This is a genomic window from Acinetobacter sp. YH16042, assembly GCF_013417245.1.
GTDB lineage: Bacteria > Pseudomonadota > Gammaproteobacteria > Pseudomonadales > Moraxellaceae > Acinetobacter > Acinetobacter amyesii.
Genome location: NZ_VPEJ01000008.1, coordinates 103323 through 129023, shown reverse-complemented (window position 1 = coordinate 129023; position 25701 = coordinate 103323). Strand labels below are relative to the sequence as shown.

The window sequence follows — 25701 nt, the reverse complement described above, 5'->3', positions numbered from 1 at the left end:
AGATGATTGAAAATTATATTATCTGCAATAATCTGACTGCTGATCGTCAATTAAGGACAAGGCCGCCTGCCAAGCCGCTTGAATAATGGGCTCGGCCATCGGATTTTCAAACTGCTGCAACGTATGTTCACAAACCTTCGGACTTGGATAATGCAATGTAGCACTCGACAATGCTTTTACTTGAATTTGACAAGCTCGTTCTAAAAAGTAAATTTCATGAAATGCCCGTGCCACACTATCACCAGTCGCAAGCAAACCGTGATTACGTAAAATCATACAGCGATAATGCCTCATATCCTGTACCAATCTTTCACGCTCTTCAGTTGAAAAGGCTATGCCCTCATATTCATGATAAGCAATGTTCTGATAGAACTTTAACGCATGTTGTGAGATTGGCAATAATCCATGTTCCTGTGCAGAAACTGCCACGCCATCCGCAGTATGCGTATGAATCACGCAATTAATATTTGCACGCGCATGATGTAAGGCAGAATGAATCACAAAGCCTGCTACATTCACCATCTTCCCTGCATCATAGGTTTCAACAATTTTACCTTCATGATCAATTTTGACCAAATCCGAAGCCGTCATTTTGTCAAAGGTCACACCATAACGATTAATCAGAAAATGCTCCGGTTCATGACTTAAACGTAAGCTGATATGGGTATCAATTAAGTCGGTCATTTTATAATAAGCCACCAAGCGATACAGAGCCGCCAATTGACAACGCGCTTGCCATTCCAGTTCATGAATAAGCTCTGGTTTTTGCATGGGTGAATTCCTTTTCTAAATCGATTGATCTTGTTTTCTGTTTATTGTGAATAATTAATAGCATGTCATATCCATGCTGTATATCAGCTTCGCCTGTAGAAAAAAACTATTCAAAAAATTTAGGCAATAAAAAACCCCAATGTTTTACATTGGGGTTTTTTGAATATGGCGGAAGCGGTGAGATTCGAACTCACGGAGGACTCGCGCCCTCGTCGGTTTTCAAGACCGGTGCATTAAACCGCTCTGCCACGCTTCCATGGCCGCTATCATATAAATAAAAATTCAGCTTGGCAAATTATTTTGCTTTATTTTGAACACTTGGCGAATCGTTCATACAAAATTTAGGCGATTCGAAAATTTTGGATTAGGTCAGAAAAATTGAAGGTGAATAAATATGTATTAAATTGAGATCATAGCTAATTGCATTGCCTAAATTTACACATATAAAAAAACCCTGATGTTAAAAACATCAGGGTTTTTGAATTTGGCGGAAGCGGTGAGATTCGAACTCACGGAGGACTCGCGCCCTCGTCGGTTTTCAAGACCGGTGCATTAAACCGCTCTGCCACGCTTCCATGGCCGCCATCATATAAACAAAATTCAGCAATGGCAAATTATTTTGTAAAAAATACGTCTAATTGAACAAAATAAAAGCAGTTTGTTATTTTTCAGTACTTTCGCCCATTTCATAACGAATTGAATTGATATACCAACATTTTTTTCCCAATGGAGTTAGGACTTCGACCTCATCATCCACTTGCTTCGACAGGAGTGCTCGAGCCATAGGTGAATCAATTGAGATATGCTGCGGATGATGATCATAAATTTCATCTACCCCCACGATCCTTAACGTTTTTTGTTCGCCGTCTTCATTTTCAATTTCGACCCACGCCCCAAAATAGACTTTCCCTTTTTGTTCGGGTGAATAATCGATAATACGAAGCTCTTCCAAACGTTTTCCCAAATAGCGTACACGTCGGTCAATTTTGCGTAACAATTGCTTATTATATTGATAATCCGCGTTTTCCGAACGGTCGCCAAGACTGGCCGCCCAGTTCACTTTTTTGGTAATTTCAGGTCGTTCTTCATGCCATAAATGTTGAAGTTCAGCGACCAATAAATCGTGTCCACCACGGGTAATTAAGTTAGATTTCATGATGATTTTTCGGCCTTGAGCAAGCGCTGATTTTTACAAAACATGCCTATTTTATCCTCCATTTCTACACAGGCAAAGTATATAAAATTTATTCGCAAACAAAATCAATTATTTATGTTACATATTTTAATATTTTTTCGTACAAAATTTGACAAGTATTTTTTTGCTTATTATTATGCGCACATCTTTCAGGCTTGTTTAATTTTTATCCAGTGTAGATTTTCTACATATTTCCCGAAAACCCCTAGTCATTTTTGAATGACGTCATGACTGCCCAACCCTTATTGAATTTATCAAACTTGAAAAAGTCTGAGGCGTGTTTGCCTTTGCTTTTTAGGGCATAAATTACTTGTAGCGGAGACAACATGCACAGTAGTTCAACTTCTGGGTCGAGGCTTTGCCTTAACTCTTTTAACTCTCTCCCATTTAAAGCGCTTGCACTTAGTACTGTCTTAATTCCTTTTCACAGTATTAATGCCAGCAAAACAGCTCATCAATATGATGCTGTCGTCAACAGTAATAAACTCACTGTTGTTGCCGTTGCCAATCCTGACATTGTTTTTCAGGATGGTAAACATCGACATGGTTTTGGTTACGACCTTGCACGTAACTATGCAGAAAGTTTAAATGTCCAATTAGATTTTAAAACAGTGAATGACAATGCCACTGCTTTAAAAATGGTTGCCAAAGGTCAAGCCAATTTTGCTATGACCACTGCCGAAATGAGTACCATTGAAGCCAAGCATTTGACGTCATTTTCAGCCAGTTGTGGTGATACCGTTTCTTTGAAAAAGAATGGTTTAAACAGCAACTTAAACTGGGTATTTAAAAATGCAGACGATCCACTCAGCCAAACCGCGAGTGGCTTTATTTGCCGTGCCAAACAAAATGGCGCAATTGGACAGTTGGCATCATTCTACAACCGTAATGTGGTCAAACAAGATTCTTGGAATGTGATTCAACGTGATTTAAGTAAACGTATGCCGATCTATAAGGCAAGTTTTAAAAACACGGCCAAGCAATACGACCTAGACTGGCATTTATTGGCAGCAATTGGTTATCAAGAGTCTTACCTCAAACCTGACTCGGTATCCCCAACGGGTGTTCGTGGCATTATGATGCTGACCAACAGTACAGCAAAAGCCATGGGTGTGAGCAACCGTACAGATGCGACTCAAAGCATTCAAGGTGGTGCAAAGTACTATGACCAAATGTTAAACCGTTATAGTAACATTCCGTACCCTGATCGTAATTGGTATGCCTTAGTGGCTTATAACATGGGTCCTGGTGCTGTAAGTCAGATTCAAAAGCGCATCCAGTCTCAGGGTAAAAACCCGAATAAGTGGGTGAATTTATATGCTTATCTAGACCGTAACAAGGCCAGCAATGGTCGTTATCGTCAAGCTGTGCAATATGTCACGCGTATTCGTGCGTATTTGGAACATATTAAAACCACACCTCAACTTGTGAATATCTAATATGCGTCCACCTAACATTTACATGTGAGCGCACAAAAAAAAGCTTACCTTCGGGTAAGCTTTTTTCGTTTTAAACTTAAGCAGTTTGCTCAAGTACTTTTTTGAACAAATCTTTTTGCTCAGCACTTGGTTTTGCTGTTTGTAATGCCATCAATTGTGACATATCACCTTGTACTTTTATTTTGCCCGTCATAAACGCTTGCATCGCTGCAGCCATATCAAACTCAAGGAATACTTTACGTAAAGTTTCAGCATCCATGTTCAACGTTGTTTTCGCGTTTGAAGATAAACCTTTTTTAATTGCACCACCATCTAATGACAATTCAGTATTGCCTGCAGCGTCAGCAACCACAAGGTTAATTGCAAGATTAGCCAATGCAGGTGGTAAGTTTAAATCACCAGCTTGAGCTGTCAGAGTTTCTACAGTTGAAAACCAATCATCAGTTAAAAAAGCAGGCATGATCTTTCCTCAATTTATTTTGTTCGTGTGTGTTGCCGTTCCGGACAACATCAGTGCAAGCATATTTTGCTTGAGGCTTGTTATAGCATGATCATTTGCGAAAAGGCTAAAGTTTTTTGTACGCACCGTTCAATATTTAACTGTTTAACAACAAAATGAGAAAAATCATAAGCATAAAAAAGGCATTCCGTAGAATGCCTTTTGCGTGATGAAGTTTTCGGCTTAATCTGCCATAAAACCTAAGTTCACCATATTAATGCGTTTGCTTTCTGAATCACCTTCTTCAGTTGAACAACTTTCGCTATTTTTAAAGTCAAATTCGCGTTGTTCATCTAGGGCTTCAAAGTCGAATAACTCACGGTCAGCCAGTTGTGAAGGTGATACATTTTGCAACGCACCAAAAATACTGTGTAAACGTTTTGGAAATTCTTTATCCCAAGTACGCAGCATGTCATTTAGCATCGCACGTTGTAAGTTTTCCTGTGAACCACACAAGTTACATGGGATAATTGGGAACTTACGCATTTCTGCATACTTGATAATGTCTTTTTCTTCCACATAAGCCAGTGGACGAATCAAAATGTTCTTTTTATCAGAAGACAATAATTTCGGTGGCATGGCTTTTAAGCTACCGCCATGGAACAAGTTCAAGAAGAACGTCGCCAAAATATCATCACGATGATGACCTAAAGCCACTTTCGTCGCCCCAATTTCTTGAGCAAAGCCGTATAACGAACCACGACGTAAACGTGAGCATACTGCACAATACGTTTTACCTTCTGGGGTTAAACGTTTAGTAATGCTGTAGGTATCTTTTTCTAAGATGTAATACGGAATTTTGTTTTCTTCTAAATAACGTGGCAATACTTCTTCAGGGAAACCCGGTTGTTTTTGGTCAAGGTTGACCGCAACCACATCAAAATTAATCGGTGCAATACGCTTAAACTGCAACAAAATGTCGAGCAAGGTATAACTGTCTTTACCGCCTGAAATACAGACCATCACCTTGTCGCCCTCTTCGATCATTTTAAAATCACGAATGGCATGACCGACCTGACGGCGTAGCTTTTTCAATAAACGATAATACGCAGAGCTAGTTGGTAGTTCTGGTTTGAAATTAAATCCTTGTTCGGACTCAACTGGCGAGAACATAGACGAGTTAAACCTAAAAAAAAATACCGCGCAATTTTATCCGATTCGCAGACTTCTCGCATCAAAAGAATGTAATTTCCGAAAAAAGTAAAAATACTGTCATGATCACGTCATCCTCAGCGCATTATTTTATACGGTCGAGTTCATTTTTTAGGCGAAACGCTTATCTTTTGGACTTTTCCACAGTTGTCCACAAAAGCTGTGGATAACTTTGTGGATTTTAAATGACTTGACAAGGTGAGCTGCCCTTATTTTAAGGCTTCTATTTAAATTGATCATTTTTTGATCAATTTATTATCCCTTACTTATCAATGCTTTAGATGTGTCAAGTTATGCTCATTAAAAAAAAATAAATATTTTTTTTGATTATTGAATCATCAAAATGACTTGATTTTTACAAAGTAAAGAAGAAATCAGCCCTCGAAGCCTTTTCATCTGATTTTTTTTTGATAAACTCTATTTTAACTGTTTGGGGACAGAATTTTTTTCTTCACAATAAAATGAAAAACAATACTTGGACTTTGGGGCTGTTATTAAGTGGAAGTGTGGCTATCAGTTTAGCTGCACCGAGCATTTTTGCCGGCCAAACGATCTATCAATTACGTGAAAGTAACGGCACAACGCTACTAACCAATAAACAAGGCCGCTATAGCAATCTGAAAGTCGAGAAAAAAACCTACTATCCGGACAGTAATATCCATAGTTATAGTAACTGGGGCTCAAATGAAGCGTCTGTGTTGCCAAGCTATAGCCGTAATAAAAATGCCTTTGACAATATTATTAAACAAGCCGCGGCCCAACATGGTGTTTCCGAAGGTCTGATCAAAGCGGTGATGCATACCGAATCTGGTTTTAACACCAATGCACGCTCACCAGTCGGTGCGCAAGGTTTAATGCAACTCATGCCTGCCACAGCACGTCGCTTCAATGTATCGAATGCCTACGATCCACATCAGAACATTATGGCTGGTGCGCGCTATTTATCTTGGCTACTGAAACGTTTTAATGGCAACACCTCACTTGCCTTAGCTGGTTATAACGCAGGTGAAGGCAATGTCGCAAAATATGGTGGCATCCCACCTTTTCGTGAAACTCAAGACTATGTCCGCCGTGTCACTAGCCGCTACAGCAACCTATATGCTGGTAGTTTAAGTGTCTCGGGTTCGAGCAGTTCAAATAGCACTTCTAATAGTGGTCGGATTATTGCCAGTTCGGACAATTATCATGCTGCTGCCCCTGCTGTTGCCAAGTCACCGGCACGTCAAATTATTCAAACGGACAATGGTAGTTTTACCGATGCACCTTCAGGTTCATTTGCGACAGCAAATGCTTCTGCCTCAGCGCGCATTTATCTCAATGAATAAAATCACTGATTTTGTAAAATTGCATCTGTTTTACTAATTTTTCCTTGAAATTTTAAGACTTTCACCTCATATTGAGTTTAATGATTTTTATTTGTAAATCAGATCATTTTTCTATAATAAGAGGATTTACCCAATGATGCGGATTGGTTTGTTCTTGCTGACCAACCTCGCGGTACTGGTTGTAGCTGGCATAATCTTGTCACTCTTCGGTGTCGGTAGTTACCACGGTGCAGGCGGCTTAAACTTAGGCAACTTGCTCGTTATCTGTTTTGTGTTCGGTATGGTGGGTTCGATGATCTCACTATTCATGTCAAAATGGATGGCGAAAAAAACCACGGGTACAGAGCTGATTGACCCTAATGCACCACGTAGCCAAGCTGAAGCATGGTTACTCAACGAAGTTGCGCAACTGGCACAACGTTCTGGTATCAAAATGCCAGAAGTGGGTATTTTCCCATCGTACCAGTCAAATGCCTTTGCAACAGGCTGGAATAAAAATGATGCTTTAGTAGCGGTTTCTACCGGTCTACTGGAGCGTATGAACAAAGACGAGCTCCGTGCCGTACTCGCTCACGAAATTGGTCACGTAGCCAATGGTGATATGGTAACCCTTGCATTGGTGCAAGGTGTAGTCAACGCCTTTGTCATGTTCTTTGCACGTGTAGCAGGTGACTTTATCGACCGTAATGTCTTCGGTCGTGAAGATGGTGAAGCACCGGGTATCGCATATTTCGTCATTACGATTGTATTAGATATTGTTTTTGGTATCGCAGCGTCTGCCATTGTGATGTGGTTCTCTCGCTACCGTGAATACCGTGCCGATGAAGCTGGTGCGCGTTTAGCAGGTAAACAAGCGATGATTTCTGCCCTATTACGTTTACAAGCAGAATCTGAAATGCCAGATCAAATGCCAAAAGAAATGAAAGCCTTTGCTATTTCTGCGGGTCAAGAACAAGGTTTCAGCTTAGCTGCATTGTTCCAAACACACCCAACGATTGAACAACGTGTTGCGGCTTTACAACAATTAGATTGCCCATAATTCAGCATCTGATGTAAGTCGTAAAAAAGCCTCCCTATGGAGGCTTTTTTATTGAGTCTAATTTTTCTCAGAGCGTTTACCGTTTTATCAATCACTTTTCAGTTGAATAGCCTTTCATTGATCGCGCTCAAGCAACAGTGCATTTCTCTCTACAATACCCCATTGGCCTTTAACCATTGCCAAAGCAATGAACCACCCATATAAATTGCAAAGATAAAGACTAATAAGAAAATCATCCCGAGTATATCTGGGATATGGATCCATATCCATGCAACCACAGGGTTGCGCCAAAAAGCAGATTGCTGTTGTTTCTGTTCTAATTTTTCATGTAAAAACGGATGTACCACATGTTGATCTGTACTGATTTGATATTCTTCACGAATGTGCGTATGTACAACATCTAAAGCTTTACGGCTCGGTCGAATAAACACATCAAAGATCGTCCCTGCAACAGGAATAAACCCCACGACAGCATCTATAACTGCGAGTTTCATCACACCATTTAATTTGGCTTGTGGTACGCCAATCTGTTTGGCTTTATAGACGGCATAACAGGTCAAGACAAATCCTGCGATATCACCAGCTACGGGAATGGTACTCAACGCTGCGTCCGCACCTACCCCTTGTCGAGTAAATGGAATCCGAACCACGGAGTCCATCATATTGGCAAACTTTGCGAGATCGCGTTCAAGACGAATGACTTCTTGCTTTGACATTTTTTGTTTTAATGGTTCAGTCATGTTTTATCCAATAAAAACCGTGTAAATCACTGAGATTAACACATATTAGAAGTCTTCAATCTGTAGCAAAATGCTAATCTCTATAAATTGAGCAATTGTGAAGCAATCATCAAATACACCACCACGCCTGTCGCATCACAAATCGAGGTCACCAAGGGTGCAGATGCACTTGCAGGATCGAGCTTCAACTTATTGAGTACAAAGGGCAAACTCATGCCAATTAAACAACCGAGCAATACGATACCCATCATACTTAAAGCCAAGACCAAAGCGACGGTTGCATCACCACGGTAGTAGCCTAAAATCGATACAGCAATGGCCATGGTTCCACCGAGGCAAAGCGCGACGAGCGTCTCCCGACCCAATAAATAAAACCAATCACGAATTTTTACATCCCCAGTGGCAAGCGCTCGCACCATTAAGGTTGCAGACTGTGAACCTGCATTGCCTCCACTTCCGACCAATAAGGGTAAGAAAAAAACCAAGACGATATGTGCGGCAATGATGTCTTCATAATATGAAATGCCTAATCCGGACAATAAGCTGCCAAAGACCAATGTCACCAACCAGAACACCCGCTTTTGATACAACTTTAAAATCGGTGCTTTCTTAATGCTCATACCTGGTTCGGTACTCACCGCACTGGCTTTTAAAAAGTCTTCAGTGGTTTCAGCCTGTACCACATCCATCGCATCATCATAGGTGACAATCCCCATCAAACGCTGAGCATGATCCACAATCGGCAAGGCCATAAAATCATATTCAGCCAATTTTCGAGCAATACTTTCTTGGTCTTCATCTATCCAGCCGGTCACCACATCTTTGGTCATCACCTGTTGAATTCGTGCATCACGGTCAGCCTGCAAAATTTGCCGCAGTGAAATCACCCCTTCTAATTGAGACTGATCATTGGTGACATAAATTAAATATAGGGTTTCACGGTCATGCGGTTCATGGCGCAAGGCCTCTATGGCTTGTTGCATGGTAAAGTCAGCAGGCATACTGACATAGTCTGAACTCATGATTGCACCTGCAGACTCTTCTGCATATGCAGATAATGCCTTTAGATGCTCTTGGGTATCTTGATCAAGTTGTTGGTAAATTCGATCTTGTTCTGCATCAGTTAAACTTTTATATAAATCCGTTGCATCATCAGAATGCATATCATCAAATAATTCAATTTGTAGACGCAGTGGATAACGCGAGATTAACTGTCGCTGTGACTCAAACGGGAAAAACTCAAATACCAAGCCTTGATGCGCTAAACCTGAAAGTAACTCAATTTGATCTTCAATTGGAAATTGCTGAATTAAACGGGCCTGATCAGCGTAATTCAGAGGCTGTAAAGCGAAAACTGCTGCTGCATAATTTTGTTGTTGCAGCAAAGCGGAAATTTCACGCTGTCTTTGTATTAAATCCGCCATCCAACTCACTCTTATTTTAATCTTTCTATGTAGTGCACATTTTGAAGGATAAAAAGAAGAGTTTCAAATCTCTTCAATATGTTCTCGGTGAACGTTGTTTGCGAAAATTCTGTGTGAACATTCCCTGTCGAAAGCTTGGCGACATAAAAAAGCCACCGCGAAGTACTCAGGCTTTAACGGTGGCTTTTAGTGGAGCGATACGCTGTGCGAGGATTATTTCTAAGTTTCAGACACCGGTTTGATTTTAAAAATAGAACGGACCATCACATACATAAACGGAATAAAGATCAGCACCAAGACTGTACCGAATATCACCCCACCGAGTACGCTCACTCCAATCTCTTGACGACTGGCTGCACCTGCACCAAAAGCTAGAACTAAAGGAACCACTCCCGCACCAAAAGCCAAAGAGGTCATCAAAATAGGACGTAAACGAAGTGCTGCGCCTTCCATTGCAGCTTCGATTACATGTTTGCCTTTTTCTTGTGACATCGCTGCAAACTCTACAATCAAGATCGCGTTTTTACAGGACAAACCAATTGTTGTCAGTAGAGCAATTTGGAAATAGATGTCATTTGGAAAACCGGCCATGTAGCTAAACAAAATATTACCACCTATCCCAAGTGGAATCGCACTCATGACTGCAGTTGGAATACTCCAACTTTCATATAGGGCAGCGAGACAGAGAAAAATAAATCCAATTGAGACCAAATATAGCCAAATCGCTTGATGACTTGATTTTTGCTCTTCAAAGGATAACCCACTCCATGCCACGTCTACACCCGGCACTTGATCAACTAAAGCTTTAACATCCTGCATGGCTTGTCCACTTGAGACATTTTTGGCTGTATCCGCTTCCATTTGTAATGCAGTATAGCCCATGAAACGATTAACAACTTCTGGGCCGCCACTCCAACCAATGGTTGAAAAATTACTAAATGGAATCATTTCATTTTGGTCATTACGCACATGCCAATAGGCTAAATCTTCTGGTTTAGAACGGAATTCGGCATCTGCCTGCATCATGACGCGTTTAATACGTCCACGGTCAATGAAATCGTTGATATAACTCCCGCCCCATGCACTACTCATGGTGCTATTAATCGCATTTTGCGTTAAACCCATGGCCATCGCTTGTTTTTGATTAATATCAACTTTCAGTTCAGCTTTGTCTGGGTTAGAGCGTTTGTCTAAATTTTCGAAACTGCTAAATTGTGCAGATTTTTCTTGCAAGCTTTTAAATTGCGCATCCAGATAAGCTCGACCTTCGCCATTCATATCTCGCAGCCAAAATTCCAGACCATCGGTTTGCCCAAGACCTCTGACAGAGGAAGGCATGCTGACATTGATTTGTGCATTGTTAAATTTTTTAAAATGTTTCATAGCACGTTCACGAATCGCTTGCGCTGAATTGTGTTGTCCTGAACGTTCATCCCAATGCTTCAGTGCAATAAAGCCTTGCCCTAAGTTTTGACCCGTACCAGAAAAATTTCGTCCATAACGAATCATCACCAAATCAACATTTTGCTTTTCTTCAGTTAAAAAGTACTGCCGAATTTGTTCACCGACCTCACGACTTTTCGACATCGGTGCACCTTCTTGTAATTTAAGTTGCACACTCAAAATACCCTGGTCTTCACTAGGAATAAAACTGGTCGGCAAAGCACGATAAAACAAAGCAAATACCGTAATGAGCCCCGCAAACAAAACCACCGTCCATAAGCGATAACGAACCGTGGCTTGTGCAAGTGCTAGATATTTGGTTTTTAAAGTCTCTAATTTGGCGTTAAACCAAATCGCCCAGCGCTGTGGTTTCGGATTGGGTTTTAAAATTAAGGCACATAATGCAGGGGTTAAAATCAGCGCAACCATCAGTGACAAGCCCATGGCAGCCACAAGTGTGATGGAAAATTGTCTATAGATCACGCCCGTTGAGCCACCAAAGAACGCCATGGGAATAAATACAGCGGTCAATACCAAAGTAATCCCGATTAATGCCCCGCTAATTTCATGCATCGACTCGATGGCCGCTTGTTTTGCTGTTAACTGTTGTTCATGCATTAAACGTTCGACGTTTTCCACCACAACAATCGCATCATCGACCAACAGACCGATGGCCAGTACCAATGCAAACAATGTGAGCGTATTAATGGTCATGCCCAAAGCATATAAAATCGCTAAAGTTCCAAGAATCACCACAGGCACCGTAATCGCAGGTATCAGCGTTGCTCGCCAATTTTGTAAGAAGATAAACATCACCAAAACCACCAGTAAAACGGCTTCGAATAACGTTTTCACCACTTCTTTAATCGATTCTTGTACAAATGGCGTGTTATCCCGTGGATAAACAATTTTATAACCGGCAGGTAATTGCTTCGCTAATTGTTCAATTTCTTGCTTAATTAAGGCTGAGGTTTCAAGTGCATTCGCCCCAGAAGCCAATGAGATCCCCATCCCTGAAGATGGATACCCGTTAATGGTATTAACCCCTGAATAATTTTCCGCACCCAATTCAACACGTGCAACGTCTTTTAAATAGACAAAACTGCCGTTTCGTGCAGATTTGACAATAATATTTTCAAATTCTTCAACTGACTTTAAACGTGAACCTGAAGTGACTTTTGCATTGAGATATTGATCCGATACACTCGGCAATTCACCTACGGCTCCGGCTGCAACCTGCGTATTTTGTGATTCAACAGCCGCACGGATATCACTGGGCATAAGGCTATATTGCTTTAACTTCAGTGGGTTGAGCCAAATACGCATGGCAAATTGCGAACCAAAAACATCGACTTCACCAATACCCTCAATTCGAGCAATATCCTGTTCTAGATGAGTCATCATATAGTCACCAAGTTCGATATTCGAACTCTTGCCAGTCTCATCATAGAGGCCGATAACCATATGGGTATCACCCAAAGATTTATAGACATTTACCCCTTGGCGCTGCACATCTTCAGGCAGCCGATTGATTACTCCATTTATGGCATTTTGTACTTGTACTTGAGCGGTATCTGGGTCAGTGCCATTTTCAAAACTGATGCTGATCCGGCTTCGACCTGAAGAGTCGCTGCTTGAACTAAAATATAAAAGATGATCAATTCCTTTAATTTGTTGCTCAAGAACTTGTGTGACACTTTCCTCGACTGTTTCTGCTGACGCACCGCTATAACTTGCACTGACCGTAATTCGTGGTGGTGCAATATCTGGATAGCGCTCTACCGGTAAATTGAGCACAGCAAATAGCCCGAGCGCCATGACGATGATCGCCAAGACACCTGCAAAAATCGGTCGATAAATAAAAAACTTAGACAGCATCAGTCCATGTCACTTTTCAATTGAAGAAATAAAAAATATAGATTGAATTTTTTCAAAAAATCTTATTGATAATCAATCACAATGTGCTTGATTACAAGCCTAGACTACATAAAAACCTTGCTTGAAGCGAAATATGTAGAAAATATGGAGAGCCTCCATTTCAGCTATTTTAGTAAATTTATGTGACAAAACCGCCTCTGTCATGAAGTCTTAGCCACTGCCCTGCAATGTATGCCTGCAACTTCATTCATTTAAATAAAAAGATGCCGAGGCAGCCATGCAAAAACAATTAACAAAACAGTTAAATCTAGCCATAACAAGCAAAGTGAAATCCTCATGGGGCGTGTCTTCACTGCTCCTTTTTAGCGTTTTCGGTTTATCTGCATGTAATTCGGATGACGATAAAACCCATGTCACCAAGCCCCCTATTTTGCCTGATACAGGTTTTGTCATTGTTGGGCATCGTGGTGCCAGTGCTTTGCGACCTGAGCATACTCTTGCCGCATATCAAAAAGCGATTGATGATGGTGCGGATTTTATCGAACCCGATTTAGTGCCAACCAAGGATGGCTATCTGGTTGCGCGCCATGAAAGTGAAATTTCAGGGACAACCAATATTAGTACGCTGTCACAATTTGCGGATCGAAAAACCACCAAAAAAATCGATGGTATCGACTATACAGGATGGTTTACGGAAGACTTTAATTTGAATGAACTGACTCAAAATGTAAAAGCACGTGAGCGTATTGCTCAATATCGCCCTAATAACACTCAATATAATGATCAATACAGCATCCCAACGCTCGAACAAATCATTGAACTTGCCGAAGCTCATTATAAAAAAACTGGAAAAATTGTTGGTTTATATATTGAAACCAAGCATCCCACATTTTTCCAACAGCAAAATCTAGCCATGGAAGATCGTTTACTCACCACGCTTGCCAAATACAGTTATACACGTGATATCGCACCTGTATATTTACAGTCTTTTGAAACCACCAATCTTAAGTACTTACGTGATCAACTTACGCAAAAGAAAACCATCAAACACGGCAAAATTATTCAATTATTAGATAGTCCAACTGCCATACCGGGTGATTTACAGCAGCAAACGTCTCCACAAAATTATGCAAGCTTAGCCACAGCAGAAGGCCTAAAATCAGTTGCAAATTATGCAGATGGTGTAGGTCCAAGTAAAACGTATATCTTTTCAAACACTGAATTTAAACAAACCAGTTTTGTCAAAGATGCCCATGCTGCTGGTTTGAAAGTCCATCCTTATACGCTCAGACCTGAAAATGGTTTTTTACCTGACTATTTAAAATGTAACTCAGTGGCGACCGAACGTTGTGATACGGGTGCAGCTAAAGAATTTGAGAACTTCTATAAAGCTGGTGTAGATGGTGTATTTGCCGATGATCCAGGACTGGCACGTAAAACCTTAACGCAACTGCAAAAGCCCTAATTTTCCTAAAATGAAAAAAGACGCCGAGGCGTCTTTTTTATTGTTCAATGGAAACCTTAAAGTGGGTTTGCCAAATATTCTGCGGCTGACTGCGTTGCCACTGGCTGAGGTGCTGGAGCTGTCGGAGCTATCGGAGCTGTCGGAGCTGTCGGAGCTGTCGGAGCTGTCGGAGCTGTCGGAGCTGTCGGAGCTGTCGGAGCTGTCGGAGCTGTCGGAGCTGTCGGAGCTGTCGGAGCTGTCGGAGCTGTCGGAGCTGTCGGAGCTAAATTTAGCGGGTTCCAACGGAACTGACCATCATTGATTTCACTTATTTTACCAATACCCGGAAATGGTAAATGTGCAAATGCAACAAAGGTTTGCTCTCGAGCAAAACGTTTAAAAATTGCTAAACGAGTTTCACTGGCTTTGACCGGATCGACATCAAAATCAACAGATAACTTGGGTTGTTCAAACTGTAAATGATAGGAATGAACCACATCACCGAGGATGGCAAAACTTTTAGCTTGCGATTTTAAGATAAAAGAATAATGCCCCGGTGTATGTCCAATACTCGGTAGTACTTCTAATCCATTAATCACCGAACCAACGCTAAAAGTCTTAAAACTCCGCATGGTTTGATAAGGCGCAATCGCAGCTTTAATTTTCGCAACAGTTGCTAAATAACCTTCACGCTTTTCAGCAGCTAAAGTGTCGACGGTGCTTTCACTTAACCAATACTGACTTTCTTGTTCATTGACGTAGATCGTTGCATTTGGAAACACAGCCTTACCTTGTTTCGCAATGCCACATGCATGATCAGGATGTAAATGGGTTAAGAAAACACTGCGTACGCGATTAAGCTTATAGCCAGCTGCTTCAATATTTTGTGCAATAGATCCTAAGTTCGGACCAAAACAACTGGCTGCACCACTATCAACAAGACTGATGCCACCTTGTCCATCATCAATCAGATAGGCATTGACACTGGTTTGTATGCCTTTGCTCTGATCAACCGCAAGCTTTTGAAATAAGGCACTGACTTCTTCTGGAGTTAAGTTTTGTTTAAACAAATCAGGACTTAATTCGAGTGTCCCATCTTTTAAAGCAATGACTTTATATGCACCCACTTGGAAAGGATAAAATCCCATGGGCTGTGTCACATTCGTTTTGATTTCCGTTTGAATAACTGCCGGCTCTGCACTGACAAACTGGCTGGTTAAAAGTGTTGCTGCAAGCACAGCAAAACTAAAGTTTTTCATTGTTGACCTATATCACTTTTATTATTTCATGCAATGAAGCAAAGGCTTCAAAATTAAAAATTTTAAACGCCTGTATTGTGCCTGAAATTCAGGCAAATTTTAAGTCTAATAATGAATAAACATAGCACTAACTTGATACAGGCTTATGTAAATCCCCTTAAATTTTTAGGCCCAATAAAATAAAAACTGAATGCAAGAAAACTTTAAGCTTGGCATGCTATATTTTCGCCAGTTTTTAAATCTATACGTCTGTACAGTGCTATGAGTGAAATTTCCCCGTTTAAAGGCAAATCTGGATTTAAACGAATTTTAAATGCAACGCAATATTCCCTCGACGGATTCAAAGCTGCTTATCAAAATGAAGCTGCATTTCGACAAATTGTCTGGATGAATATTGTGCTTATTCCTACCAGTTATTTTCTCGATGTGAGTCGTGCTGAACATGCCCTTATGGTAGTGGTGTGCTTATTTGCCTTGATAGTTGAGTTATTCAATTCTGCCATTGAAGCCGTTGTCGACCGCGTATCTTTAGACAAGCATCCACTTTCTAAAATTGCAAAAGATATGGGGAGTGCCGCTCAATTCGTTGCTTTAGCAATTATCTTTTTTACTTGGTTTATTATCCTTTTGCCTTAAATAAAGGCTGTCTCACTCTATTTGCAGGGTTATGCCCTGCTTTTTTTAATTCCTTATTTCTGTTTTTTAAGTAAAATTTACGCTTCCCTATGCACATCTACTGATCCATCGAAATAAGCCAAAAATTCAAACTATGAAATCATTGGCTTAAACAAGATTAGAGGGGGGGAAAATAGATACACATTCATTGAGCAGACCGCTTCTTAAGGACGCTTTTACAAGAAAAGATAAAATCTATTTCTTCGGACTTTTAAGCTTGAACGCGTTAAAATGCCTTTGAGAATTTTGTGCTACTTTGAAATGAATCATGACTTTGAGCACCACCAGCCTTCGCAAACAACTCCGCAAGCAGCGTCGTAGCCTAAACCTATGGGCCCAACGACAAGCTGAACAACAGGTCCTACAGCGTTTAATCCGACTCAGTCATTTTCAGCGCAGTCAGCATATAGGCGTGTATTTACATGCATTCGGTGAAATTCACACTCAACAGCTCATCCACTACTGTTTTACTCATCAAAAAAAAGTGTATTTACCCATGATTTGCAACATGAATCAGCAACTGGTTTGGGTTGAAATCTCACGACATCAATACATCAACAAACGTTTTTCTCATCACCCACTCGGCATGAAAGAGCCTATGGCGAGTCGTGGGAAGCATGTTTCTCATCTTGACCTTTTAATCATGCCCTTGCTCGCTTGCGACAAGTACGGCACACGTATTGGCATGGGGGGTGGCTTCTACGATAAAACATTAGCAACAGCCCACTCTATACCCTACCGTTTAGGACTTGGTCACGATTTTCAACTCATCCAAGACCCCTTAGTCCGAGAAGCATGGGATCAACCGCTAGATGGCTTTATTAGCCCATCTCAAACTTTAAGCTTCAAACGTTAATTTGATATTCTTGACACTGAGTTACACTTATAAATCACATATTTAGTCATTTTTTATACATTTTAATTGGCATGACCCTTGTAATTTAAAAAATACACATCACTATAAAAAACATGGCAACACCGTTGTCACTCATTAGGAGTGCCCATGTCTGAGATTATTATGAATGAAGAAAGCTTGGAAACTACAATTCCGAGCGTATTACCGCTCTTAGCGCTACGAGATGTGGTTGTATATCCTCACATGCAAATTGCACTGTTTGTGGGTCGTGAAAAGTCGATCAATGCAGTCAATGTCGCACGTGACAGTGACAATCTTGTATTCGTAGTTGCACAAAAAGATTCGCTTACAGAAGAAATTGATCACGACAATTTATATCAATACGGTACTGTCGCGAAGATTGTGCAAGTTGTGAATCATGAGAATGATGAAAACTGTATAAAAGTACTGATTGAAGGCTTATATCGTGCCAAGTTAGAAAAAATTATCGATGCCGATGATTACCTGACTGCCGAGCATTCATTAAGCCCAATGACGGTTTCTGTTGACTCAGAAACTCAGAATAATCGTGTGGAAGAATTACGCACCTTATTTGCTCAATATGCAGAAGCAAAATTGCGTAACGCACGTGAATTGATTGCAGCAGCCAATAAAATTGATGATTTGCTACAATTATTATTCTTCGTAGCAACACGCGTGCCTTTGAATATTGATGTAAAACAAAAATTCTTAGAGCATGATGAATTTGAAGCACATTTAGCTGAGCTCATGACGTATTTATTACAACAGTCAGAAGAGCAGCAAATTGAGCAAACCTTACATGATTCTGTGAAACGCCAAATGGAAAAGAATCAGCGTGAATACTTCTTAAATGAAAAAATGAAGGTCATTCAACGCGAACTTTCTGATATGAATGGCGGTGGTGAGGATGACGTTGCAGAAATTGAAAAACGTCTAACTGAAGCCGATTTACCTGAACATGTACGTAAAAAAGCTGAAAATGAGTTCCGTAAGCTAAAAGCAATGCAACCTGCTTCGAGCGAAGCTGCTGTCGTGCGTAACTATCTAGAAGTTATTTTAGATACGCCTTGGAACAAAGCCAGCAAAGTCAGCATTAACCTTGCGAAAGCTCAAGACATTCTTGATGCCGATCACTATGGTTTAGACGACGTGAAAGACCGCATTGTGGAATACCTTGCTGTTCAATCACGTGTGAAAAAACTTCGCGGTCCAATTCTTTGCTTAGTTGGTCCCCCAGGTGTAGGTAAAACTTCACTCGGTGAATCTGTTGCCAAAGCAACTGGTCGTGAATTTGTCCGTATGGCGCTTGGCGGCGTGCGCGACGAAGCTGAAATCCGTGGTCACCGTCGTACATATATCGGTGCGATGCCGGGTAAAATTGTGCAGTCTTTGACTAAAGTTGGAGTAAAGAACCCACTGTTCTTACTCGATGAAATTGACAAAATGGCGCAAGACTATCGTGGCGACCCTGCTTCAGCATTGCTTGAAGTCCTAGATCCATCACAAAACAGCAAGTTCAATGATCACTACTTAGATCTTGATCTAGACCTTTCTGAAGTGATGTTCATCTGTACTGCAAACAGCATGAATATTCCAGAAGCTTTGCTTGACCGTATGGAAGTGATTCGTCTACCGGGTTATACCGAAGATGAAAAAGTGAATATTGCTGAACGTTACCTTGTTCCAAAAGCCATCAAGAACAACGGTCTACGTGCGAAAGAATTAACCGTTCACGAAGAAGCCATTCGCGATATCGTACAACGTTATACACGTGAAGCTGGTGTCCGTAGCTTAGAACGTGAAGTGTCTAAAATTGCACGTAAAGTGGTAAAAGAAGCGGTGAGCAAGAAAGCGAAAAATCTTCAAATTGAAGTGAATTCGAAAAATCTTCCTGACTACTTAGGTCCACACAAATTCGACTTCGGTATGGCCGAAGAAGAAGCTGAAGTGGGTCGTGTAAATGGCTTGGCTTGGACATCTGTTGGTGGTGAACTACTAACAATTGAAGTTGCAGCAGTGAAAGGTAAAGGCAAGTTCATTACCACCGGTTCTCTTGGCGATGTCATGAAAGAATCGATCACAGCAGCGATGACCGTTGTACGTACCCGTGCAGATGAACTAGGTATTGAAGCGATTCGCTTTGAAGAAACAGATGTACACGTGCATTTACCAGAAGGTGCAACACCGAAAGATGGTCCATCTGCTGGTTTAGCCCTAACTACCGCTCTTGTTTCAGCTTTTACAGGCATTGCAATTCGTCCAGATATCGCGATGACAGGTGAAACCAGTCTTGGTGGCCGTGCAATGCGCATTGGTGGTTTAAAAGAGAAGCTTCTCGCTGCTCACCGTGGTGGTATCAAGCTTGTCTTTATCCCACAAGACAACGTTCGTGACTTGGCTGAGATTCCAGACAATGTCAAAGAAGGTCTAGAAATTAAACCAGTGAAATCGATTGATGAGATTTTACCTCTAGCCTTGGTTGATATGCCTAAACCTCTTACAAAGACACCGATTGTCAAAGCAACTGAAGGTGGCAAAGCTGCACGTCACTAAGTGCTAGCAACTCGCAATAAATGAAAAAAAGCCCTGTTTCGACAGGGCTTTTTTACATTCATGCTTTCACACTAAATATTTGAAAAATTTCATTCAAATCCTTCGCTATGACAAGACTCAAGACAACAGCTATGACTATTGATTAGATTACTATTTCAAATTCGACATCAAGATCAGTAATAGCCAATAAGAAAGTCTTACAAAATTTGAATGCTATTACTTGAAATATTGCCCTCTATCCCACATATATAGTAGAGAGATATACGCGCTGTATGTTTCTTTATTGGTTCCAATCACGTGTAAAAACGTGATGATCATTGGAACAAGAGGTCATCTACATCTCCAGGTAGATGACCTTTTATCGCAGTCCACAGGCTTTCGGGGCTGCGTTTTTTATGTCATGTTTTTAAGACATGCTATTTCAAATTTAAGATGTTTTTCACCAAACCATCGATCACTTGAGCCATTTTATCTAAGTTTAATTTATCCATAGTATCTTGCTCAGTGTGATAGTGCTTATTACGATAAAATGCCGTATCAGTGATCATCATCGCCGGCATATCAAATTGCCAATAATTCATATGATCTGAAAAATCCACACCCTGAATAAATGAGGGTGAAATCAAGCGTTCACATTGCAACTGCTTCAAAGACTCCATCGCCGCACAATACGATGAGGTTAAGTCACGAGACTGAATGTTCCCCACCGATGCAATAAAATTCGTATGCGATGGATAAATCCACCTCAGCCCAACTGGATATTCTTGGGTAACTTTCGGATCAAAATAACCAATCATTTCCAGAATATACACACCTGAAATTTTATCCTTTTCCTTTGCTACCGATTTTGCATGGATAAAACTGCCCATCGACTCTGTTCTAAAATACGGCGGTTCTTCGAGGGTATAAAATACAAATTCAATATTTTGTTTTAAACGCGCTTTTTCAGCCGAAAGAATCCGAGCAGCTTCGAGTACACCTGCAACGCCAGAAGCATTATCATCAGCGCCATGCTGCTCCTCAAATACATCGTAGTGCGCGCCAATGATCACTCGGTTGCTATGCCCTGCATTTAAGGGACAAACCACATTACGGTATGGTTGGCTGTTTACGGTATAGGTTTGAAAACGGCAATTCACACCAAATAAACGCATCTGCTCACGAATCCAAGCAGACACCCGATTTAACTCTTGAATGTTCTTATAGTTACGATATTCAGCTTCATTACCAATAATTTGCTCTAAATAGACTTTTAAATTATCCGGTTCAGCGGTTCTAATATTGTTGGCATACGCCGCAAATGAACACCATCCAAAAATTAAAAGCATTGCTGCTTGCTTGAGCAAAAATAATTTACCGTCCTGCCATGTTTTTTTCATTGTTATTATTCCAATTTTCATCTTAGATCTAATCTGCTTATGCTGCGTATTTAAACAGCAAGCAGAACACGATTTCAATTGCAAATTGTGTCTGAACATACAAAGTGCAAGCGAACCGTTATAATGCTCTTTTGTATACTTTCAGGCGCTGTATGAAAATTCGTATTCTGACAATCGGTCAAAAAATGCCAGCATGGGTACTGACGGGTTTTGAAGATTATTTCAAACGTATTCAGCCTTTTGTTCAAACGCAGATCATTGAATTGCCTATGGCCAAACGTGGCAAGAACGACTCAGAAGCCGACATTTTAAAATACCGTCAAATTGAAGGTGACAGCATTTTAAATGCCATGAAATCGAATGAAGTGCTGATCGCCTTAGAAGTCGGTGGTCGAGAGTTCAGTACCGAAAAACTAGCTGAAACCATGAAAGGTTGGATGCTTGAAGGCAATGATGTGGTTTTAGCCATTGGTGGGCCAGATGGACATTCTGAAGCAGTACGTAAAGCTGCAGCATGGCATTGGTCTTTGTCTAAACTAACTTTGCCGCATCCAATGGTTCGTGTCATGCTCATCGAACAGCTATACCGTGCAATGAGTATTAACCATAATCACCCTTACCATCGTGCGGGTTAATCCGAACTGACTCCAGTATCTACAGCAAGTACAGCGTTGCAACAATGAAACAAACCGTTGAAATTATCCGAATTGTTACGCTGAATAATTTAGTGCATGATCATCATATTCCTTTAAACAACCAACGGCGACCGCGATGAATTTACAAACACTTCCAGGTTTATTTATTTCCCATGGCTCACCTATGCTTGCCATCAATCCTGAGCAAGTCGGTCCTGCGTTGGAACGTTTAAGCCTGAATCTTCCAAAGCCTGAAGCCATTATTATTATGTCCGCGCATTGGGAAAGTAACGCACTAGAAGTAAGTACCAGTGCCCGTCCTGAAACTTGGCATGACTTCCGTGGCTTCCCTGCGGAACTTTATGATATCCGCTATCCTGCACTGGGTAACCCAGCGCTTGCTGAAGAAATCCTTCATTTGCTTGCCAATGCAGGATTATCTGCACACGCCAACAGCACCCGTCCACGCGATCATGGCGTTTGGATGCCGTTATTGCATATGTATCCTGATGCCGACATTCCTGTAATTGAAATATCACTGCCGATGACCATGTCTGCGCAAGAGATCTATAAAATTGGACAAACGCTTGCCCCTTTACGTGACAAGCAAATCCTGTTGATTGGATCGGGCAGTATTACTCATAACTTACGTGAATTGGCTTGGGATGGTCGTGCAGCAGCCGTGCCTGAATGGGCTTCGACATTTCGTAATTTTGTGGTCAATAAGCTCACTCATCAAGATTTTGATGCAGTTCTCGATTGGCAAAATATCCCGTTTGTACAACGCAACCATCCGACCATTGAACATTTTGCACCCATCTTCTTTGCGATGGGTGCAGGCCCCCGCTTCTCTATTGTTCACAGTAGCTTTAGTATGGGTTCGCTCGGTATGGATATTTATCGTTTTGATTAAACGTGGAAAAATGAGATAGATTGACTTATTCATAATTTATATTAATAAGTTAACAAATTATTATTTATGGATACATTTTGCTACTTATTTGAGCTGAATGTATTCATATTTTTTTAAAATGAATGGGTTATGCTACAGGCTGAAATTCACTTAGAACAGTTAGCGTAATGAAATTAAAATATTTAGCGATCGCCCTCTTCCCTTTAGCCCTTGCAGCATGTCAATCAAGCGATATCCAAAAAGCTGGAGATTTAGCCGTGAGCGTATTACAACAACAAAATGCTGATAAAACTTTAGCTTCATATCAATGGAGCACCACCACTGAAAATGCACCAAAACCTTTGGTTTTAAATTTTTTAGAAAATGGCACTTTGGGTATTTCAACCAGCTGTAACAGTATGTCAACCCAATGGAAAGTGGAACACAATACACTTGTAACAGGCAACATTGCATCTACCATGATGGCGTGTCCTGATAATGCGATGAAACAAGAAGGACTTGCATCTTCACTATTTAGTGACCGTAAAGCACCTTTTGTTTTAAATACTACAGATCCACAAAATCCAACGTTAACCATTATCTCTGCAACAGGTGAAAAACTGGTTTTCACTGGAAAATTAACACCTGAAACTCAGTACAACTCGCAAGGCGAAACGATTTTCCTTGAAATCAGCCCTGAAACTAAACAATGTACAGGCGTTGCTCCACAAACTTGTTTGCAAGTACGTGAAGTGAAATACGATGAAAAAGGCCTAAAAACACAAGTTGATAAAGACTGGACTTTATTTTACGATCAAATTGAAGGCTTTAAGCACACTCCTGCAGAACGCCAAATTATTCGCGTAAAACGTTTTGAACGTAAAAACCCTGCTGCTGACCAATCAAAATATGCCTATATTTTTGATATGTCAGTCGAACGTGAAACCGTAAAAGGTACGTTGTAAGTTACAGCCGATAAAAAACCGAGGTCATCGCCTCGGTTTTTTTATATCTACACAACCGCAAACGCTGATTGGATATGCATAGTATTCAAATCACGATGTACTGTTCAGCCAACGCTTTAGCGATGTCAATCTAAAGCTACTTCAAAAGCAAAATGCCCTGCCTGAATTAATCGTGATGAATAGCAATCAACAGACCTATATTTTTAAAGGCATACAGCGAATTGCTGATTTACGTGATTTTGAAGCAGAACAATTAACTCAAAAGACGTGGGTTCTCGTAGAGAATAAGGCTCTACCCGCCCCAATAACTCTCAAATTCAACAATGGCCGTATGACATTTTTTAATGGCTGTAATCGCATTGGCCACAATTATGATGTAGAAAAGCATACTTTGCGTTTTATAGGAGATGTAGGGAGTACTCTGAAGTTCAGCACACAGTTACATCGGTCAGGGCTTCATTTTTAAACGTTTGCTCGACCAACCCTTAAATTTTCACTTCAACATTATCGATAGCAAATTACAACTTAGGCTAATGAACACCTAGCAATATATCTATATTTTCTAAACCATTCCGCCATAAAAAAACCGAGGCTTGAGCCTCGGTTTTCAGTTCAACTTACGGAGAACTTAGTAAACGCCTTGAGCAAGCATTGCGTCAGCAACTTTTACGAAGCCTGCAATGTTAGCACCGTTTACGTAGTTCACAGTACCATCTTCTTCAGTACCGTATTTCACGCAGTTGCGGTGAATTTCTTTCATGATCGCGTGTAGACGCTCGTCAACTTCTTCGAAAGTCCAACCCAAACGAATTGCGTTTTGAGACATTTCAAGACCAGAAGTTGCAACACCACCTGCATTTGAAGCTTTACCTGGTGCATAAAGAATTTTCGCTTCAACGAATTTCTCAACTGCAGCCAAAGTAGATGGCATGTTTGCGCCTTCAGCAACACAGATTACGCCATTAGCAAGAAGAGCTTCAGCATCAGCTTCATCTAATTCATTTTGAGTTGCACATGGCAGTGCGATATCACATTTGATTGACCAAGGGCGTTGACCTTCTAAATATTCAAAACCGTGCTTAGATGCAAATTCAGAAATACGGCCACGCTTAACGTTTTTCAATTCCATTACTTCAGCAAGAAGTTCAGTTGTGAAACCGTCTTTCACGTATACAGTACCTGCTGAGTCTGAAAGTGAAACCACTTTCGCACCTAAGTACATTGCTTTTTCAGCAGCGTATTGTGCAACGTTACCAGAACCCGAAATCGTTACAACTTTATCTTTAAAGCTATCGCCACGAGTTTTTAGCATTTCCTCAGCGAAATACACAGTACCGTAACCAGTTGCTTCAGGACGCGCAAGTGAACCACCGAAAGTTAAACCTTTACCAGTGAACACACATGCTGTGTCATTGCTTAATTTTTTCATCATACCAGCCATGTAGCCAACTTCACGGCCACCTACACCGATGTCACCCGCAGGGATGTCAGTGTTAGAACCAAGATGACGGTATAATTCGATCATTAATGCTTGGCAGAAACGCATGATTTCGCCTTCAGATTTACCTTTAGGGTCAAAATCTGAACCACCTTTACCACCACCCATAGGAAGTGTAGTTAAAGCATTTTTGAAAGTTTGTTCAAAACCTAAGAATTTAAGAATTGAAAGGTTCACTGATGGGTGGAAACGCATACCACCTTTGAATGGACCAATTGCTGAGTTGTATTGAACACGGAAAGCACGGTTAACTTGAGTTTGACCTTTGTCATCTACCCATGAAACACGGAACTGAATTGCACGCTCAGGCTCAACAAGACGTTCTAGCAAACCGTAGTCAGCATATTGTGGGTTCTTTTCGATGAATGGCCAAAGGCTCGTCATCACTTCTTCAACAGCTTGAAGAAATTCAGGTTGATGTTCATCACGTGTTTTAACGTAGTCTAGGAAGTCGTTAAGGCTGTTATATTTCAACACTTAATCCTCAGCAGATGTATGGATCAAAATTGATCACAATTTTGATCAAAGATATATTTTGGCGCAAAATATTAAATATCTTTTGTAACTAATCAGCAATAGTTTTTTTAAAAAATCTTTAAATTCTTTAAAGAACAGCGAT

General features: G+C 40.8%; 20 protein-coding genes, 2 tRNA genes and 2 pseudogenes. 11 read left to right on the top strand and 13 right to left on the bottom strand.

Translation table 11 applies throughout. From position 1 onward, the window contains the following. Positions 1-18: 18 nt before the first annotated feature. From FTV37_RS08180 to greB, 4 genes are all read right to left on the bottom strand, one after another. Positions 19-771, bottom strand: a complete 753-nt coding sequence (locus FTV37_RS08180; RefSeq protein ID WP_180008378.1) for a class II aldolase/adducin family protein — start codon at positions 769-771, stop codon at positions 19-21. Positions 772-937: 166 nt separating this feature from the next. Next, positions 938-1027, bottom strand: a tRNA-Ser gene (locus FTV37_RS08175). Positions 1028-1256: 229 nt separating this feature from the next. Next, positions 1257-1346, bottom strand: a tRNA-Ser gene (locus FTV37_RS08170). Between the two features lie 86 nt (positions 1347-1432). Continuing rightward, positions 1433-1927 (bottom strand): transcription elongation factor GreB, encoded by a 495-nt coding sequence (gene greB, locus FTV37_RS08165; RefSeq protein WP_180008380.1) that lies wholly within the window; start codon positions 1925-1927, stop codon positions 1433-1435. A gap of 365 nt (positions 1928-2292) precedes the next feature. Between greB and FTV37_RS08160 the strand changes: the two genes are divergently transcribed. Continuing rightward, entirely contained in the window at positions 2293-3405 is a 1113-nt protein-coding gene (locus FTV37_RS08160; RefSeq protein WP_180008382.1) for a transglycosylase SLT domain-containing protein, read from the top strand. Positions 3406-3481: 76 nt separating this feature from the next. Here the strand turns inward: FTV37_RS08160 and FTV37_RS08155 are convergent, their stop codons facing one another. Both FTV37_RS08155 and ttcA read right to left on the bottom strand, forming a co-directional pair. Further along, complete coding sequence (locus FTV37_RS08155) at positions 3482-3865, bottom strand: SCP2 sterol-binding domain-containing protein (RefSeq protein ID WP_180008384.1); 384 nt, start codon at positions 3863-3865, stop codon at positions 3482-3484. A gap of 222 nt (positions 3866-4087) precedes the next feature. Then, complete coding sequence (gene ttcA / locus FTV37_RS08150) at positions 4088-5017, bottom strand: tRNA 2-thiocytidine(32) synthetase TtcA (protein ID WP_180020712.1); 930 nt, start codon at positions 5015-5017, stop codon at positions 4088-4090. 500 nt (positions 5018-5517) lie between these two features. On the opposite strand from ttcA, the gene FTV37_RS08145 reads away from it, so the two are divergent. Together FTV37_RS08145 and htpX are read left to right on the top strand one after the other, a co-directional pair. Further along, entirely contained in the window at positions 5518-6381 is an 864-nt protein-coding gene (locus tag FTV37_RS08145) for a lytic transglycosylase domain-containing protein (RefSeq protein ID WP_180020710.1), read from the top strand. A 133-nt stretch (positions 6382-6514) separates the two neighbouring features. Then, the gene (gene htpX / locus FTV37_RS08140) at positions 6515-7420 is read left to right on the top strand and encodes a protease HtpX (protein WP_078190437.1); all 906 of its coding nucleotides are present in this window, start codon (positions 6515-6517) and stop codon (positions 7418-7420) included. Positions 7421-7569: 149 nt separating this feature from the next. On the opposite strand, the gene FTV37_RS08135 is transcribed toward htpX, so the two are convergent. The 3 genes from FTV37_RS08135 to FTV37_RS08125 all read right to left on the bottom strand — a co-directional run bounded on the left by FTV37_RS08135 (position 7570) and on the right by FTV37_RS08125 (position 12905). After that, positions 7570-8160, bottom strand: a complete 591-nt coding sequence (locus tag FTV37_RS08135) for a DUF4112 domain-containing protein (RefSeq protein ID WP_111883898.1) — start codon at positions 8158-8160, stop codon at positions 7570-7572. 80 nt (positions 8161-8240) lie between these two features. Then, on the bottom strand, positions 8241-9584 hold the full coding sequence (gene mgtE, locus FTV37_RS08130) for a magnesium transporter (protein ID WP_180063491.1): 1344 nt from the start codon (positions 9582-9584) through the stop codon (positions 8241-8243). A 219-nt stretch (positions 9585-9803) separates the two neighbouring features. Further along, positions 9804-12905, bottom strand: a complete 3102-nt coding sequence (locus FTV37_RS08125; protein ID WP_180063490.1) for a multidrug efflux RND transporter permease subunit — start codon at positions 12903-12905, stop codon at positions 9804-9806. A 277-nt stretch (positions 12906-13182) separates the two neighbouring features. Between FTV37_RS08125 and FTV37_RS08120 the strand changes: the two genes are divergently transcribed. Next, positions 13183-14370: a glycerophosphodiester phosphodiesterase family protein gene (locus FTV37_RS08120; RefSeq protein WP_180063489.1), complete on the top strand. Its 1188-nt coding sequence runs from the start codon at positions 13183-13185 to the stop codon at positions 14368-14370. A 56-nt stretch (positions 14371-14426) separates the two neighbouring features. On the opposite strand, the pseudogene FTV37_RS17870 reads toward FTV37_RS08120, so the two are convergent. Then, positions 14427-14633 (bottom strand): annotated as a pseudogene (locus FTV37_RS17870) (hypothetical protein); the annotation flags it as partial. A gap of 84 nt (positions 14634-14717) precedes the next feature. After that, a pseudogene (locus FTV37_RS08110) lies at positions 14718-15497 on the bottom strand (MBL fold metallo-hydrolase); the annotation flags it as partial. Positions 15498-15869: 372 nt separating this feature from the next. Here FTV37_RS08110 and FTV37_RS08105 point away from each other — a divergent pair. The 3 genes from FTV37_RS08105 (at position 15870) to lon (ending at position 19713) form a co-directional block, all read left to right on the top strand. Continuing rightward, positions 15870-16244, top strand: a complete 375-nt coding sequence (locus FTV37_RS08105) for a diacylglycerol kinase (protein WP_168378310.1) — start codon at positions 15870-15872, stop codon at positions 16242-16244. A 307-nt stretch (positions 16245-16551) separates the two neighbouring features. Then, entirely contained in the window at positions 16552-17139 is a 588-nt protein-coding gene (locus tag FTV37_RS08100; RefSeq protein ID WP_168378311.1) for a 5-formyltetrahydrofolate cyclo-ligase, read from the top strand. A 147-nt stretch (positions 17140-17286) separates the two neighbouring features. Beyond that, on the top strand, positions 17287-19713 hold the full coding sequence (lon, locus tag FTV37_RS08095) for an endopeptidase La (protein WP_180063488.1): 2427 nt from the start codon (positions 17287-17289) through the stop codon (positions 19711-19713). A gap of 416 nt (positions 19714-20129) precedes the next feature. Here the strand turns inward: lon and FTV37_RS08090 are convergent, their stop codons facing one another. Beyond that, positions 20130-21041 (bottom strand): M20/M25/M40 family metallo-hydrolase, encoded by a 912-nt coding sequence (locus FTV37_RS08090; RefSeq protein WP_180063505.1) that lies wholly within the window; start codon positions 21039-21041, stop codon positions 20130-20132. A 203-nt stretch (positions 21042-21244) separates the two neighbouring features. Here FTV37_RS08090 and rlmH point away from each other — a divergent pair, with 203 nt between their 5' ends. The 4 genes from rlmH (at position 21245) to FTV37_RS08070 (ending at position 24050) form a co-directional block, all read left to right on the top strand. Further along, the gene (gene rlmH / locus FTV37_RS08085; protein ID WP_078189858.1) at positions 21245-21727 is read left to right on the top strand and encodes a 23S rRNA (pseudouridine(1915)-N(3))-methyltransferase RlmH; all 483 of its coding nucleotides are present in this window, start codon (positions 21245-21247) and stop codon (positions 21725-21727) included. A gap of 136 nt (positions 21728-21863) precedes the next feature. Then, positions 21864-22640: a dioxygenase gene (locus tag FTV37_RS08080; RefSeq protein WP_180063487.1), complete on the top strand. Its 777-nt coding sequence runs from the start codon at positions 21864-21866 to the stop codon at positions 22638-22640. A gap of 167 nt (positions 22641-22807) precedes the next feature. Beyond that, positions 22808-23584, top strand: a complete 777-nt coding sequence (locus tag FTV37_RS08075) for an META and DUF4377 domain-containing protein (RefSeq protein WP_180063486.1) — start codon at positions 22808-22810, stop codon at positions 23582-23584. A 175-nt stretch (positions 23585-23759) separates the two neighbouring features. Then, entirely contained in the window at positions 23760-24050 is a 291-nt protein-coding gene (locus tag FTV37_RS08070) for an META domain-containing protein (protein ID WP_257224256.1), read from the top strand. Between the two features lie 162 nt (positions 24051-24212). Here FTV37_RS08070 and gdhA read toward each other — a convergent pair whose 3' ends face one another. Further along, entirely contained in the window at positions 24213-25559 is a 1347-nt protein-coding gene (gene gdhA / locus FTV37_RS08065; protein ID WP_227591817.1) for an NADP-specific glutamate dehydrogenase, read from the bottom strand. Between the last annotated feature and the right edge of the window lie 142 nt (positions 25560-25701).

Excerpts from the sequence above, each read along its gene's own strand:
- FTV37_RS08180 (WP_180008378.1), bottom strand. The coding sequence starts at position 771 with ATGCAAAAACCAGAGCTTATTCATGAACTGGAATGGCAAGCGCGTTGT.
- greB (WP_180008380.1), bottom strand. The coding sequence starts at position 1,927 with ATGAAATCTAACTTAATTACCCGTGGTGGACACGATTTATTGGTCGCT.
- FTV37_RS08160 (WP_180008382.1), top strand. The coding sequence starts at position 2,293 with ATGCACAGTAGTTCAACTTCTGGGTCGAGGCTTTGCCTTAACTCTTTT.
- FTV37_RS08155 (WP_180008384.1), bottom strand. The coding sequence starts at position 3,865 with ATGCCTGCTTTTTTAACTGATGATTGGTTTTCAACTGTAGAAACTCTG.
- ttcA (WP_180020712.1), bottom strand. The coding sequence starts at position 5,017 with ATGTTCTCGCCAGTTGAGTCCGAACAAGGATTTAATTTCAAACCAGAA.
- FTV37_RS08145 (WP_180020710.1), top strand. The coding sequence starts at position 5,518 with ATGAAAAACAATACTTGGACTTTGGGGCTGTTATTAAGTGGAAGTGTG.
- htpX (WP_078190437.1), top strand. The coding sequence starts at position 6,515 with ATGATGCGGATTGGTTTGTTCTTGCTGACCAACCTCGCGGTACTGGTT.
- FTV37_RS08135 (WP_111883898.1), bottom strand. The coding sequence starts at position 8,160 with ATGACTGAACCATTAAAACAAAAAATGTCAAAGCAAGAAGTCATTCGT.
- mgtE (WP_180063491.1), bottom strand. The coding sequence starts at position 9,584 with ATGGCGGATTTAATACAAAGACAGCGTGAAATTTCCGCTTTGCTGCAA.
- FTV37_RS08125 (WP_180063490.1), bottom strand. The coding sequence starts at position 12,905 with ATGCTGTCTAAGTTTTTTATTTATCGACCGATTTTTGCAGGTGTCTTG.
- FTV37_RS08120 (WP_180063489.1), top strand. The coding sequence starts at position 13,183 with ATGCAAAAACAATTAACAAAACAGTTAAATCTAGCCATAACAAGCAAA.
- FTV37_RS08105 (WP_168378310.1), top strand. The coding sequence starts at position 15,870 with ATGAGTGAAATTTCCCCGTTTAAAGGCAAATCTGGATTTAAACGAATT.
- FTV37_RS08100 (WP_168378311.1), top strand. The coding sequence starts at position 16,552 with ATGACTTTGAGCACCACCAGCCTTCGCAAACAACTCCGCAAGCAGCGT.
- lon (WP_180063488.1), top strand. The coding sequence starts at position 17,287 with ATGTCTGAGATTATTATGAATGAAGAAAGCTTGGAAACTACAATTCCG.
- FTV37_RS08090 (WP_180063505.1), bottom strand. The coding sequence starts at position 21,041 with ATGCTTTTAATTTTTGGATGGTGTTCATTTGCGGCGTATGCCAACAAT.
- rlmH (WP_078189858.1), top strand. The coding sequence starts at position 21,245 with ATGAAAATTCGTATTCTGACAATCGGTCAAAAAATGCCAGCATGGGTA.
- FTV37_RS08080 (WP_180063487.1), top strand. The coding sequence starts at position 21,864 with ATGAATTTACAAACACTTCCAGGTTTATTTATTTCCCATGGCTCACCT.
- FTV37_RS08075 (WP_180063486.1), top strand. The coding sequence starts at position 22,808 with ATGAAATTAAAATATTTAGCGATCGCCCTCTTCCCTTTAGCCCTTGCA.
- FTV37_RS08070 (WP_257224256.1), top strand. The coding sequence starts at position 23,760 with ATGAATAGCAATCAACAGACCTATATTTTTAAAGGCATACAGCGAATT.